A 12,864-nucleotide genomic window follows, 5' to 3' on the forward strand; every position below is an offset into this window, starting at 1 on the left:
GCCGTCGGCGAGCCTGGCGACGGCGACCGCGTAGGAGGTCTGCTGCTCGACCCGGTCGCCGTGGGGCTCAGCGGGCGTCGAGCGGCAGCGGGACCAGGACGTCGGGCAGGCCGGCGGCCGGCCACGCGACCACGAGGCCGAGTTCGGAGCCGCCGGGGTCGGGCAGGACGAACTCGATCCGGGACCGGAACACGTCGGGGCCGCCGCTGGACCCGCCGCTGCCGTGCGGCGCCCAGACCGCCTCCCCGTCGTGGACGACGGCGACCGTGGCGCCGGGCAGGCCCGGTGGGCGGCCGGGGCCGGGGACCACGGACATGGCGCCCGCCCGCGGGCCCCGGGCCACGCTCAGCACCTCCGCCGACAGGACCCCGTCGACGGCCGTGAGGCGGGTCAGTGCGACCACGGCGTCGGCGCCGCGGCTGAGCACCCGCGGCCCGGCGACGATCCGGCCCGCCTCGACCGCCGGCCCGGGGTGCGGCGCGTCGTGCGTGCGGCGGCGCAGCGAGTCAGGCACGGGCCCGGCGTCGACCGGTGCGTCCCAGATCGGGACCGTGCCACGCTCCACCGCGTCCCGCGGCGGCAGCGGAAGGTCCACAATGGACTCGGGGAACCCGATCTCGGGCCAGGCCAGGACGAGCGAGGCATGGTCGTACAGTGGCGGAAAACGCACCGTCGTGCGCAGGCTCGGGCCGTGGGTGCCGCCGGAGTGGTCGCCGCTGCTGGAGCTGGTGCGCGACCCGAACACCCAGTGCGCGCGCCCGTCCGGGTCGAGCCGGCCGACGCGGAGGTCGAGGCCTTCGTCGTACGCCGGCAGCAGGCGCCGCGGCGCGGGCACGACGCCGTCCCGTCCGGCGCGGATGCCGGCCTGCCGCTCGGTCGCGCCGCGCCGGTCGAGTGGGCGGCGGGCGAGCAGCTCCACCTCGAGGCCGGTGGTGCGGGAGACGGCGCCGACGATGCCGACGCTGAGCTGGGGCCGCCGCACGACGAGCCCGCCGCGGTGCGCGAGGACGCCGAGCGTCTCATCGATGGGCATCGCGTCAGGGTAGCTCGTCGAGCAGGCCGGCCTCGCGGGCGAGGAGCGCGGCCTGGACGCGGTTCTCCAGGCCGAGCCGGGTGAGGATGCGGTTGACGCGGCTCTTCACGCCGGACTCCGACAGGTCCAGGGTCCTGGCGATCCGCGCGTTGGACAGCCCGCGCCCGACCAGCACCAGCACCTCCAGCTCCCGGGCGGTGAGGCCGTCGACCGCCGCTTTCGCCGGCGGCGCCTGAAACGCCTCGGCGATGCGGCGGGTGACGGCCGGCGCGAGCACCGCGTTGCCCGCCGCGACGGCCCGGACCGCGTCGCAGAGCTGCTCGGGCGACGCGTTCTTCAGCAGGAAGCCGCTCGCCCCCGCCCGCAACGCGGACTGCACGTATTCGTCGAGGTCGAACGTCGTCAGCACGAGGATCTTCGACGGCACCGCCGCGCCGAGGATGCGCCTGGTCGCCTCGACGCCGGTCAGGCCGGGCATGCGCACGTCCATGAGCACGACGTCTGGGCGCAGCTCGGCGGCGAGGGCGACGGCCCGCTCGCCGTCGGCCGCCTCGCCGACGACCTCGAGATCGGGCCGCCGGTCGAGGATGGCGCGCAGCGCGGCGCGGACCATGTCCTGGTCGTCGGCGATGAGCACGGTGACCGTCACGGCCCGCCCTCCCCTTCCCATGGGAATGTCGCCTCGACCCGCCAGCGGCCGTCGGCCAGCGGGCCGGTCGACAGGGTGCCGCCGAACAGGGCGACCCGCTCCCGCATCCCGATCAGGCCGAGCCCCGCGCCCGGCATCGGCTGGTGGCCGGCGACCGGCGGATCGTTGACGACGCCGACCTCCAGTTGGTGTTTCCGCTGGTGTACGGCCACCCGCACCGCCACGGGACCCGCGTGCTTCAGCGCGTTGGTCAGCGCCTCCTGGACGACCCGGTACGCCGAGACCTGCACGGCGGCGGGGACGTCGGGGCCGACCGACACCTCCAGGTCGACCTCGCACCCGGCGGCGGCCGCGACGCCGGTCAGCTGCCGCAGGTGGGCGAGCGACGGCTCCGGCAGGAGGTCCCGCGCCGCGTCGTCGTCCGACAGCAGCCGCAGCAGCCGGCGCATCTCCAGCAGCGCCGTGTCGGCGGCGGTCCCGATGCCCGCGACGCCGCGGCCGGCGAGCGCGGTGTCCTCGGGCAGCGCCTCGGCCGTGGCCCGTGCCTGCACGGCGATCGCGCTGACGTGGTGCGCGACCAGGTCGTGCAGGTCGCGGGCGATGCGGGCGCGCTCGGCGGTGACGGCGCGGGCGGCGCTGCGTTGCTGCTCGGCGCGCAGCAGCGCGGTCAGGTCCCGCAGCGCGGCGGCGTCGGAGTGGATGTGCCGCTGCGACCTGCCCAGCTGCCACAGCCCGGCCACCAGCCCGACGGCCACCGTGACCTCGATGACCCCCGGGCGCAGCGCCGGCGGCAGCGGCGGGCCGGTGATCGGCCGGAGCAGCAGGTCGTGGCCGAACATGGCGAGCCCCGCGACGGCGACGGACAGCAGGCTCGCCGGCGGCGGCGCGTACCGGGCGACGGCGTACACCCCGAACCCGAGCGGCAGCCCGTCGCGGAAGCTGATGGCGGGGTCGACGAGCTCGAACGCGACGTACGCGACGCTGACCGCGGCCATCACCGCCCACGGGTGCGTGCGCCGCCACAGCATCGGCGCGGCCTGCGCGACGAGCAGCGCCCACAGCACGGCGGCGGTGACCGGGTCGGCGGGCGAGAACGGCGCCCGCGGCCAGTCCGGCGGGCCGGCGCTCTGCCGCAGCAGGACCATCGCCACGGCGAGCCCGCAGGCCAGCAGCGCGTCGGCCACCCGCGGCCTGCGCAGCAGTTCCATGATCACCTCCCGTTCGCAGACCCACCCTAGACCGCCGCGCGGGTGGTCCCGGCGAAAGGAATCCAAAGTTGCGCGCGGATCGTCCACGCGGCCGAGGGAGCGCCCGCGGCCCGCTCATACCGTCGAGTCACACGACCGAACGAGACCGGAGGACACACCTTGCGCAGCACCGATGGCCGGCTACGGCCCGCCCGTACAGTGGCGGCGGCGGCGACACTCGTCGTCCTGTTCGTCGTCGCTCCGGCCCACCTCGCCGGCGGCGACTACACCAGTGAGGGCGCACTGCGCGGCGCGGTCCGCGGGGCGTTCGCGGGGTTCTGGGGGTCCGGCGGCGGCGAGCTGACCCCGGCGATGCGGCGGATCGCCGACTACTGGCTGCGCTACCACCTCGCCAAGGCGGTCATCGCGGCGGTGCTGCTCGCCGTGCTGGTGCCGCTCGGTGTGCGGTTGTGGCGGATGTACGTGGGCGCTCCGCGCCGCCGGCTGCTCCTCGGCGGCGTCCTCGTCACCGGGCTCGCGCTGGCGGCGCTGGTGCTCGTGATGGCCAACCTGCAGGGCGCGGCGGCCCCGTTCGCGTCGCTGCTGCCGCTGCTCGTCGACACCCCGCCCGACGCCCCGCTCGCCGCCGTGCTGTCCGACGTCCGGCAGCAGCTGACCGGCGTCGTGCACGCACACCAGGCACCGTCGCCCGCGCTGGCCCGCATGATCGACGACTACGCGCTCTACCACTGGGTGATCGCGGTGATCGCCGCGGTCGTCGCCGCGGGCCTGCTGTCGGTCGGCGTGGTGCTCTGGCGGCGCCGCGGGCCTTCGGGACCGGCCCGCCGGGTCCTCGCCGCGCACGGCGTGCTGTTCGCGGTCGTGGCGCTCGCCCTCGCGGTGGTGGTCGCGGCGAACGTCGGCACCGCCCTGGACCCGGACCCCGCCTTCGCGGCGTTCATCGACGGCGGCTGGTGACGCGGCACGGGACCTTCGGCCCTGCCGCTGCCGGTTGTCACCGGCGAGGGTGAAGGAGCCAACCGCCGCCACCACCTTGGAGCACCGATGGAGCACAACGACATCGTCGTCGGGACCGACGGCGGGGCGGGCGGGGCGTGGGCCGTCCGCTGGGCGGCGAGCCAGGCGGCGCGGACCGGCGCACGGCTGCGGGTCGTGTCCGTCCACCACCGCCAGCCGGGCACGCCCACCGGCCCAGACGTGAGCGGCCGCGAGCGGGCGTGGGCCGTGGTCACTGCTGCCGTCGCCGACGCCCGCGGCGGCCGGCCAGCGCTCGACGTGCGGGGCAGCGCACTGCCCGGCGCCCCGGGTGACGTGCTGCTGGCCGAGACGCGGTCGGCGGCGCTGCTCGTCGTCGGCTCGCAGGGCCGCGGCGCGCTCGCGTCGGCGCTGCTGGGGTCGGTCGGGGTGCACGTCGCCACGTACGCGACCGGCCCGGTCGTCGTGGTCCGGGGCCGCGCCGACACCGCGATCGGGACGGTGGTCGCCGGCATCGCCGACCCCGCGGCAGCGGATCGGGTCCTCGCCGCCGGCTTCGAGGAGGCGCACCGGCGCGGCTGCGCCCTCGTCGCGGTCCGCGCCCCGACCCCGACGCCGGCGAAAGCCTCTCCGGCCGGGTTGGGCACGCTGGTCCGGGCCGACGTGAGCGAGACCGTCACCCGCCTGCGGACGCTGTTCCCGACGGTGCCGGTGGAGGTCGAGCTCACCACGGGAAACCCGGCGGACGTCCTGGTGGCGGCGTCCCGCAGCGCCCAGCTCGTCGTGCTCGACGCCGGCTCCGCCCCGTCCCTGGACCCGGTCAACCACCACCTCCTGCTCCGCGCCGACTGCCCCGTCCTGCTCCTGCGCGACACCCTCTGACAACCGGCCGGGAACGCACACGACGAGATGGCAGCCACGTGCAGGCGCGGCGGCGGTGCAGCCCCAATGCGCAGCAGCGGTGACGGCTCCTACAACGCGGCGGCGGTGATAGCGGACCGGAGGCCAGCGAGCGCCTCCTTCTCGCGGGCTGGGCAGCCGGCGACACCCAGCGCTTACAGCGCGGCGGCGGTGATGGCGGCGCGGAGGCCCGCGAGCGCCTCGGCGCGGACGCCGGTCAGGACCGGGTCGGTGGTCACGGTCGCGGGGCGGAGGTCGACGGGGCGGGGGGTGCGGGCGGTCGCGGCGCGGATGCCTTCGATGAGCGCCGGCCCCCACGTGCCGCCGATGACGACCTCCTGCGGGTCGGCGAGGGCGACGGTCGCGGCGACGACGCCGGCGACCGCGTCGCACACGGCGGTGGCGGCCGGCGAGCCCGGGGTGCAGCGGTCCAGGAGCCGGTCGACGTCGATGGCGGTGGAGCCGTCCCGGCGCAGGCCGAGCTCGGCGAACAGCTCGATGAAGCGGACGGCGCGGCCCTGCGGTCCGGTGGTCACCAGGTGGGCGATCTCGCCGGCCAGTCCGGTCCGGCCGCGGCGGATCTCGCCGTCGTTGACGATCGCGCAGCCGAGGCCCTCGCCGAGGTACAGGTAGGCGAAGTCGCCGCGGTCGCCGGCACGGTCGCGTTCGGCGCGGGCGAGCCAGTTGACGTCGTTGTCGACGATCACCGGCCCGGCCACGAACGGGGTCAGGACGGCGACGGGATCCAGCTCGCCGACGAGGAACGGCGCGTCGGGCAGCTGCACCAGCCGGCCGGTCGCCCGGTCCACCGGGTCGGCCGCGCCGACCACGGCCACCCGCACCGGCCCGCCACCACCGCCGCCGGAGCCACCGGCACCGCCGGACGCACCAGGCACACCAGGCGCACCGGCCGCGCCAGACGCACCGACGGCGCCGGGCGCGCCGCCAGCATCAGACGCGGTGGCGGCAGAGGTGGCCCCGGCCGCCGGTACATCGGCCGCAAACGCCGACGCGGCGGACGAGACCGCGGAGACGGCGGCGCGCAGGGCGGCGGCGACCTGATCGGGGTGGGCGGGGCGGCCGATCGGGCGGGTGTCGCGGGCCAGGGTGTCGCCGTGCGCGTTCAGGCACGCCGCCACGACCCCCTCCGGCGCGATGGTGACCGCGAGGGCCAGCCCCACGCCCGGAGCGAGCGCGTAGTAGGAGCCCACCCGGCCACGGCCGCGGCCGCCCGGGGTGCGTTCGCCGGTGTCGGACACCAGGCCGCGCTCCTCGAGGCGGCGCACGCTCTCCCCCGCCGTCGGCTTCGAGATGCCGATCGCCGTGGCGAGCTCCGCCCTGGTCAGGCGGCGGTGCTCCATGAGTGCGCGCAGCACGTGCTCGTCGGTCACCGAACGGACCAGATCCACGAACCGCATTCTAGTCAGGAGCCTTGCCTGGAAGTACGTCCGGTCGTACAGTACTACAAGTAAAGACACCTACCTAGAAAGGGGACGACCGTGGCACTGCCGCACTGGGAGGAGACGCCCGCCGATCTCAGGGCGGCGACCCGCGAGATCAAGACGGCCCTGCGCGAGCGCATCGCCGCGTCCGGCCGGACCGTCGAGGAGGTGTTCGCCGTCGTCGAGCGCCGCGTGCAGGACGCCGTCGACGAGATCGCCGCGGCCCGCCGGCGCGGCGAGACGATCTGGCCGGTGATCGACTACGCCGACATCGCCGCCGGCGCCGTCTCCCCCGCCGACCTGGCCCGCCTCAAGCGGCGCGGCTGCCTCGTCGTGCGCGGGCACTTCGAGAGGGAGCAGGCCCTCGGCTGGGACCGCGACATCGTCGACTACGTGGAGAGCAACCGGTTCTTCGAGCAGTACCGCGGCCCCGGTGACGACTTCTTCGGCAGCGTCGGCTCCAAGCCCGAGATCTACCCGATCTACTGGTCCCCGGCCCAGATGCAGGCCAGGCAGAGCGAGCGCATGGCCACGGTGCAGGCGTTCCTGAACGGCCAGTGGAAGCACGAGTCGGACGGCGTGCGGTGGTTCGACCCGGGGCGCGACTCGCTCTACCCCGACCGGATCCGCCGCCGGCCCGAGGGCGCCGACTCCGCCGGCCTCGGCACGCACCTCGACCCGGGCACCCTGGACCTGTGGATGACGCAGGCCTACCAGCAGGCGTTCCGGCACCTGTTCGACGGCGGCGTCGAGCAGTACGACCCGTGGGACGCCGCCCACCGCACCGCCGGGCCGCAGTACCCCGGATCGACGATGTGCTCGGCGTTCCGCACGTTCCAGGGCTGGACGGCACTGTCGGACATGGACCACGACCAGGGCGTGCTGCACACCGTGCCGATCCCGGAGGCGATGGCGTACCTGATGCTGCGCCCGCTGCTGCCGGACGTGCCGGACGACGACATGTGCGGCGTGACCGTCAACCAGGTCTTCCCGGCGGGGCACAAATGGCACGCGCCGCTCATGGAGGCGCTGTCCGGCATCCCCGACGTGAAGGCCGGCGACTCCGTCTGGTGGCACTGCGACATGATCCACAGCGTGGCGCCGGTCGAGGCGCAGCGCGGCTGGGGCAACGTCATGTACATCCCGGCCGCTCCCTGGTGCCCGCGCAACGAGCGGTACGCGGCGTCGGTCCGCGAGTCGTTCCGCACCGGTGAGAGCCCCGGCGACTTCCCCGCCGAGCACTACGAGAAGGACTGGCCCAACCGCTTCCAGGAGGCGGACCTGAACGAGATCGGCCGGCGAGGACTCGGGCTGGATTTCCTCAACGCGGGCTGAATGTTGCCGATCCGCCGAGGGTTACGTCGTGCGGAGGAGAGCGCTGTGCCGGACAGTTTCCAGCAGACCCGTCGGCCGGCCCGGTCGATCATGTTCGTCGGGGTCATGGGCCAGGCCGTGTCGACCATCGGCGTCGGCGCCCTCGGCTTCTGGCTCCTGGACGCGACCGGGGCGGTCGAGATCGGCTTCGGCACGGCGGTCGCGTTCATCGCCGTGCTGACCGTGATGAACGCGTTCGCGGCGTACCTCGGGATCCGGCCGCTGCTGCAGGCTGCCGGGAAGGTCCTGGCGCACCTGGACGCGATGGTCACCGGCGACCTGACCCGCCGGCTCGACCTCAACCGCAAGGACGAGTTCGGGCTCATCGCCGACGCGCTGAACCAGGCGACCGGGTCGATCCACGGCGTCGTCCGTACCCTGGACGCGTCGGCCAACGCGCTGTCCGGCGCGTCCGGTGAGCTGCGCGACGTGAGCCAGGGCTTCGCCCGCAACGCCAACCAGTCCAGCAGCCAGGCGCAGGGCATCGTGACCGCCGCCGAGCAGGTGTCGCGCAACGTCGACACGGTCGCCACCGCGTCCAACGAGATGAGCGCGTCGATCCGGGAGATCGCGCAGAACGCGGCGCAGGCGGTGCGGGTCGGCGACGACGCGGTGCAGGCGGCCACGTCGACGAACGCGACCGTGGCCCGGCTCGGCGAGTCGTCCACCGAGATCGGCAACGTCGTCAAGGTGATCACGTCGATCGCCGAGCAGACGAACCTCCTCGCGCTCAACGCCACGATCGAGGCGGCCCGCGCCGGGGACGCCGGCAAGGGGTTCGCGGTCGTCGCCGGCGAGGTGAAGGACCTCGCGCAGGAGACGGCGAAGGCGACGGAGGACATCTCCCGCCGGGTCGAGGCGATCCAGCTGGACACGCAGAACGCGGTCGACGCGATCGGGCAGATCACCGGGATCATCTCGAAGATCAACGAGTATCAGCAGACGATCGCGGCGGCCGTCGAGGAGCAGGCGGCGACGACCGCGGAGATGGACCGCAGCGTCAGCGCCGCCGCCACGGGCTCGTCGGACATCGCCCGCAGCATCACGGGCGTCGCGGACGCGGCCCGCACGACCCAGGACGGCGTCTCCGGCGCGCTGCGCCTCAACGCCGAGCTGGAGCGCATGTCGTCGGAGCTGCGGACCGTCGTCGCCACGTTCCGCATCTGAAGGCGTGAAGACATCTGACGGTGTGACGGCTTCGGACGGTGTGACGGCTGCCGCGCGCGTCAGGTCCGTGCTGCGGGCCGCCGGGCCCCGCCGCGGCGGCCCCGAGCGCAACCTGGCGACGGGCCTGCTGGCGGCGACGCCGTCGGTCATCTACGTCGGCGAGGCGGTCCTCGGCCCGCGGGCGGTCGAGCCGGTGCTCACCACGCTCGGCGCCGCGCTCGCCGCCGTGTGCGCCGTGCTCCTCTTCGCCGGGGCGCGCCGGGCGGTCGGGCTGCTGCAGATGCCCTCCGCCGTCATCGGGTGCGGCTCGATCGTCCTGCTGGACCTCGGCACGGGCAACGCCGGCGTCACCGGGCTGCTGTATTTCTACCTGCCGGTCCTCTTCGCCGCCGTCCACCTGCGCATCCCGGGCGTCGTCGCCGTCACCGCCGCGGCGCTCGCCGGTGAGGCGGTCGTCGCGCTGTCGCTGCTGCCGGCCGGCGACGCTGCCCTCGACCTGGCGTTCGTCGGCAGCACGCTCACGCTGATGGCGGCCGCGCTCGCCCGGGCCGGTGTCGCCCAGGACCGGCTCGTCGGCCGGCTGCGGCGCCTGGCGGACGTCGACCCGCTGACCGGCCTGGCGACGCGGCGGATCCTCGACGACGCGGTCCAGCGCGCCGTCGACCGCGACGCCGCCGAGACCGCGCTGGTGCTCATCGACGTCGACTGGTTCAAGGAGATCAACGACACGTACGGCCACGCCGTCGGCGACGACGCCCTCACGCACATCGCGGCGACGCTGTGCGAGCGGTGCCGGGCCGTCGACGTGGTGGCCCGGCTGGGCGGCGACGAGCTCGCGGTGCTGATGCCCGGCTGCTCCTTCGACATCGCCGTCGCCCGCGCGAAGGACTTCGTCGAGGCGGTGCGCGCCCGCCCGCTGACGCTCCCCGACGGGCGGGTCGTGCCGGTGTCGATCAGCGCGGGCGCGGCGCACGCCCCGAGCCAGGCACACACCGCCCGCGACCTGTACACCAGCGCGGACGCCGCCCTGTACGCCGCGAAGCGCGCCCGCCGCGCGCCCTGACCCGGCCCCCTACCCGTGGTCGATCGGCTCGGAGGCCAGCAGCGCTCCACCTGTCGAGGGTCCGCCGTCGCGCGGACCTGGCCGGCGGGGCTCACGAATGCCGGACGCATCGCCGGGACCGGGCGGATCAAAGCCCTCCTGCGGCGGCCACGGCGGCGGGATCAGCGCATCCGGGCTGTGATACACGAGCTCACGGCTCGCCCGTCCTCGTCCCTCGTCCACCATCGCCCCGACCTCCGTGGCTGGTTGCATCCGGTACCTGGGTACGGGTTTACGCTCCAACCATGCCACAGGAGCAGGCGGGGTTGCGCTCGGGCGAGGTCGCCGAGCAGGCCGGTGTGAACATCCAGACGCTGCGGTACTACGAGCGCCGCGGGCTGCTCGCCGACCCCGTCCGCACCAACGGCGGGCACCGGCTGTACCCGCCGGACACCGTCGCGCTGCTCACGGTCATCAAGGCCGCGCAGCGGCTCGGGTTCACCCTCGACGAGGTCGCCGACCTGCTCGACGCCGGGAGCCGCCGGCACCCGACCCCGGACCTCCGGCAGCGCGCGCTGGACAAGATCGCCGAGGTCGACGCGAAGATCGCCGACCTCGCCGCGATCCGGGCCACGCTCACGGAGGTCGTCGACGCCCGCTGCGACAGCCTGACCAACTGCAGCTGCGCCGACTGCCCGTTTCCGTTCATGACGATCGGCAGGGATCCGCAGACCCGCTAGGCGGGCATCTCCCACGGGGCCTGCGGCAGCGGCCGGCCGGTCTCCAGCAGCGACTTGAGGTTGGCGAGGACGGCGGGCCAGCCCAGGGAGATCGCGTCCAGGTCCTCCTTCGTCGCCAGCTTCTCGTGGGTCACGGTGAGCCGGACGATGTCCTGGCTCGGCTCGACGGTGAACGTGACGGTGGAGTTGTCGAACGTCATGACCAGGCGGGTCGGCGGGACGGCCTCCAGGATCGTGCCGCCCGCGTCGACGACGCCGGAGCCGTCGGTGCGGCGGTGCTCCCACGTCGAGCCGGGTTGCCAGTCGGAGACGTTGGCGTGCCCCCAGTACTCGGCGGTCAGGTCGGCGTCGGTCAGGGCGTGCCACACCTGCTCAGCGGTGGCCTTGATGTAGGTGACGTACACGTACGTCGGAATCTCGGTCTTCATCGGACTTCCCTCCGCGAGGTGTTTGACGGCGTCCAGGGTGCGCAGCCGGGGCTCCTCGTATGCCGCGATCCACCGGCGCTGCAGCTCGTGGATCGGCACGGGGTTGAGGTAGTGCAGCTTCTCGCGCCCCCGGCGCACGACGGTGACGAGGTTGGCGTCCTGCAGCAGCTGCAGGTGCTGCGTGGCGGACTGGCGGGCCATCGACAGGCCAGCGCAGAGCATGCTCAGCGTCTGCCCGTCCTGCCGGCGCAGGCTGTCGAGCATGCTCCGGCGGGTCGGGTCGGCCAGGGCCTTGAACACCAGGTCCACGGCCCCATTATGCAGGTTTTTACCTGCCTATTGTCAAGCGACGCAACGAACGGGACGCCCGCGGCATCTGTACGGGTATGCAGAAAGCACCGACGGAAAAGGTCGCGGCGGCGGCACCGAAAGCGCCCCGGCTGGTGCCGCAGCGCGTCATGCTCCAGCCGGCCGATCTCGGTGGCGCGTTGCCCGGGCCGGTCGAGGCCGGCTTCGCGTGGCCGCTGCTGCCGCAGCCGTGCGCGGACACGCCGGTGCCCCACCCGGTGGCCGGCCACAGCCAGGCGGCCGACTACGGCGACCGGTTCCGGGTGTACGAGAACGTCGCGCGCTACCGGGGCGACGGCGCCCGCTCGTACGTGACGGAGCTCAAGGCACAGCTGGACCGCTGCGGTGTCGGCGGGGGTGACAACGGATTCCACCCGGTCGCCGTGGACCACCTGGGGCCGGACATGGCCCTGTTCGCCGGCAACTACGACGAGGGCGACCGCTACGTGGGGTACTTCGTCGCGGCCGCCGGTCACTACGTCGTGGTCGTCATCATGTCCGACGCCCGGCTGGGGGCGGCGGACCTGACGATCCTCAACGACCTCGGCTCGGCCGCGATCCGGCGGGCCGGGTCAGCTCGGCGCTGACGTCCCACAGCCGGCGGGCGGTCGACGGCTCCGCGGCCCGGCCCGTGAGCCGCACCGGGCGGCCGTCGCCGCCGAACACCGCACCACTGCCGGCGGCGAGGTCGGACGCGGTGGCGATCGCGGCGATGGCACGGGCGGGCCGCTCCGGCTCCGACCGCAGGAAGCCGGCGAGGTTGAACGGGAACGGCGGCACCATCGCCGTGCGCACGAACCCGGGCTGCACGGCGACGGCGCTGATCGCGCCCTCGGCGCGCGCGGCGAACTCGCGGGCGAACAGGACGTTGGCGAGCTTGGACTGGTTGTAGGCCTTGTGCTGACTGTACCGGCGAGCCCCGTGCAGGTCGTCGAAGTCGATGCGGCCGGCCCGGTGCGCGGCGGACGTCACGCCGATCACGCGCGCCGCGCCGGCCGCCCGCAGCTGCGGCAGCAGCAGCGCCGTCAGCAGGAACGGCGCCAGGTGGTTGACCGCGAACGTCGTCTCGAACCCGTCCGCGGTGACCTGCCGCCGCGGCAGCGTGACGCCGGCGTTGTTCAGCAGGACGTGCAGGACCGGGTGCCGCCCGGCGACGGCCGCGGCCAGCCGCCGCACGTCGTCCCGGACCGCGTCCCGCCTGAACGAACTCGGGCTCTCCCGTGCCGAGGCGAAGGCGCTGCTCGCGCTGGAGCCGGGCACCCCGGTCCCGGTCAGCACCGTCGCCGAGCGCATCTGGGCCGACCGCTCCAACACCACCAACCTGGTCAACCGTCTCGTCACCCGCGGCCTGATCGAGCGCCGCAGCGGCCCCGACGCGGGCGTCGGCGACGGCCGCACCCGCGCGATCACGCTGACCGGAAACGGTCAGGCCCTGCGGGAGCGCCTCATGACCCGGACCGCCGAGGACAACCCGGTCTTCGCCGACCTCACCGCCGCGGAGCGGCACACCCTGCGCGACCTCCTGGCCCGCATCGACGCGTACGCGAGCTGACGGCGC

14 protein-coding genes are annotated in these 12,864 nt (G+C 74.6%); 8 read left to right on the forward strand and 6 right to left on the reverse strand.

Annotated features, from left to right (window positions below):
- Positions 1-67: 67 nt before the first annotated feature.
- Genes ABD332_RS34705 through ABD332_RS34715 form a run of 3 tightly spaced genes read right to left on the reverse strand, consistent with a single transcriptional unit; the run spans position 68 to position 2,890 of the window.
- Entirely contained in the window at positions 68-1,033 is a 966-nt protein-coding gene (locus tag ABD332_RS34705) for a hypothetical protein (protein WP_344506743.1), read from the reverse strand.
- Positions 1,034-1,037: 4 nt separating this feature from the next.
- Positions 1,038-1,682, reverse strand: coding sequence for a response regulator (locus ABD332_RS34710; RefSeq protein ID WP_344506745.1), 645 nt, complete (start codon positions 1,680-1,682; stop codon positions 1,038-1,040).
- The gene (locus tag ABD332_RS34715) at positions 1,679-2,890 is read right to left on the reverse strand and encodes a sensor histidine kinase (RefSeq protein ID WP_344506747.1); all 1,212 of its coding nucleotides are present in this window, start codon (positions 2,888-2,890) and stop codon (positions 1,679-1,681) included. The genes ABD332_RS34710 and ABD332_RS34715 overlap by 4 nt, the downstream gene beginning before the upstream one ends.
- Before the next feature lie 159 nt (positions 2,891-3,049).
- On the opposite strand from ABD332_RS34715, the gene ABD332_RS34720 reads away from it, so the two are divergent.
- The gene (locus tag ABD332_RS34720; protein ID WP_344506749.1) at positions 3,050-3,847 is read left to right on the forward strand and encodes a hypothetical protein; all 798 of its coding nucleotides are present in this window, start codon (positions 3,050-3,052) and stop codon (positions 3,845-3,847) included.
- A gap of 87 nt (positions 3,848-3,934) precedes the next feature.
- The gene (locus ABD332_RS34725; protein WP_344506751.1) at positions 3,935-4,747 is read left to right on the forward strand and encodes a universal stress protein; all 813 of its coding nucleotides are present in this window, start codon (positions 3,935-3,937) and stop codon (positions 4,745-4,747) included.
- A gap of 173 nt (positions 4,748-4,920) precedes the next feature.
- Here ABD332_RS34725 and ABD332_RS34730 read toward each other — a convergent pair whose 3' ends face one another.
- Positions 4,921-6,174: an ROK family transcriptional regulator gene (locus ABD332_RS34730; RefSeq protein WP_344506753.1), complete on the reverse strand. Its 1,254-nt coding sequence runs from the start codon at positions 6,172-6,174 to the stop codon at positions 4,921-4,923.
- Between the two features lie 90 nt (positions 6,175-6,264).
- On the opposite strand from ABD332_RS34730, the gene ABD332_RS34735 reads away from it, so the two are divergent.
- From ABD332_RS34735 to ABD332_RS34750, 4 genes are all read left to right on the forward strand, one after another.
- Positions 6,265-7,542 carry a DUF1479 domain-containing protein gene (locus ABD332_RS34735; RefSeq protein ID WP_344506755.1) on the forward strand — a complete coding sequence of 426 codons (1,278 nt, stop codon included), beginning with the start codon at positions 6,265-6,267 and terminating at the stop codon, positions 7,540-7,542.
- A 45-nt stretch (positions 7,543-7,587) separates the two neighbouring features.
- Positions 7,588-8,748: a methyl-accepting chemotaxis protein gene (locus ABD332_RS34740; RefSeq protein WP_344506757.1), complete on the forward strand. Its 1,161-nt coding sequence runs from the start codon at positions 7,588-7,590 to the stop codon at positions 8,746-8,748.
- Between the two features lie 22 nt (positions 8,749-8,770).
- Positions 8,771-9,811 (forward strand): GGDEF domain-containing protein, encoded by a 1,041-nt coding sequence (locus tag ABD332_RS34745; protein WP_344506759.1) that lies wholly within the window; start codon positions 8,771-8,773, stop codon positions 9,809-9,811.
- 284 nt (positions 9,812-10,095) lie between these two features.
- On the forward strand, positions 10,096-10,530 hold the full coding sequence (locus ABD332_RS34750; protein ID WP_344506761.1) for a MerR family transcriptional regulator: 435 nt from the start codon (positions 10,096-10,098) through the stop codon (positions 10,528-10,530).
- On the opposite strand, the gene ABD332_RS34755 is transcribed toward ABD332_RS34750, so the two are convergent.
- Positions 10,527-11,267, reverse strand: a complete 741-nt coding sequence (locus tag ABD332_RS34755) for an ArsR/SmtB family transcription factor (protein ID WP_344506763.1) — start codon at positions 11,265-11,267, stop codon at positions 10,527-10,529. The genes ABD332_RS34750 and ABD332_RS34755 overlap by 4 nt on opposite strands.
- A 77-nt stretch (positions 11,268-11,344) precedes the next feature.
- Here ABD332_RS34755 and ABD332_RS34760 point away from each other — a divergent pair, with 77 nt between their 5' ends.
- Positions 11,345-11,893 (forward strand): hypothetical protein, encoded by a 549-nt coding sequence (locus ABD332_RS34760; RefSeq protein WP_344506765.1) that lies wholly within the window; start codon positions 11,345-11,347, stop codon positions 11,891-11,893.
- Here ABD332_RS34760 and ABD332_RS34765 read toward each other — a convergent pair.
- Complete coding sequence (locus tag ABD332_RS34765) at positions 11,841-12,482, reverse strand: SDR family NAD(P)-dependent oxidoreductase (protein WP_344506767.1); 642 nt, start codon at positions 12,480-12,482, stop codon at positions 11,841-11,843. The genes ABD332_RS34760 and ABD332_RS34765 overlap by 53 nt on opposite strands.
- Here ABD332_RS34765 and ABD332_RS34770 point away from each other — a divergent pair.
- Entirely contained in the window at positions 12,421-12,858 is a 438-nt protein-coding gene (locus tag ABD332_RS34770) for a MarR family winged helix-turn-helix transcriptional regulator (RefSeq protein WP_344506769.1), read from the forward strand. The two genes, ABD332_RS34765 and ABD332_RS34770, sit on opposite strands and share 62 nt — an antisense overlap.
- Positions 12,859-12,864: the final 6 nt, after the last annotated feature.

The organism is Dactylosporangium maewongense, assembly GCF_039531485.1.
Lineage (GTDB): Bacteria > Actinomycetota > Actinomycetes > Mycobacteriales > Micromonosporaceae > Dactylosporangium > Dactylosporangium maewongense.

Bases quoted from the DNA above. Each gene is read 5' to 3' on its own strand.
- ABD332_RS34715 (WP_344506747.1), bottom strand. From the start codon at position 2,890: ATGGAACTGCTGCGCAGGCCGCGGGTGGCCGACGCGCTGCTGGCCTGC.
- ABD332_RS34750 (WP_344506761.1), top strand. From the start codon at position 10,096: ATGCCACAGGAGCAGGCGGGGTTGCGCTCGGGCGAGGTCGCCGAGCAG.
- ABD332_RS34760 (WP_344506765.1), top strand. From the start codon at position 11,345: ATGCAGAAAGCACCGACGGAAAAGGTCGCGGCGGCGGCACCGAAAGCG.
- ABD332_RS34705 (WP_344506743.1), bottom strand. From the start codon at position 1,033: ATGCCCATCGATGAGACGCTCGGCGTCCTCGCGCACCGCGGCGGGCTC.
- ABD332_RS34725 (WP_344506751.1), top strand. From the start codon at position 3,935: ATGGAGCACAACGACATCGTCGTCGGGACCGACGGCGGGGCGGGCGGG.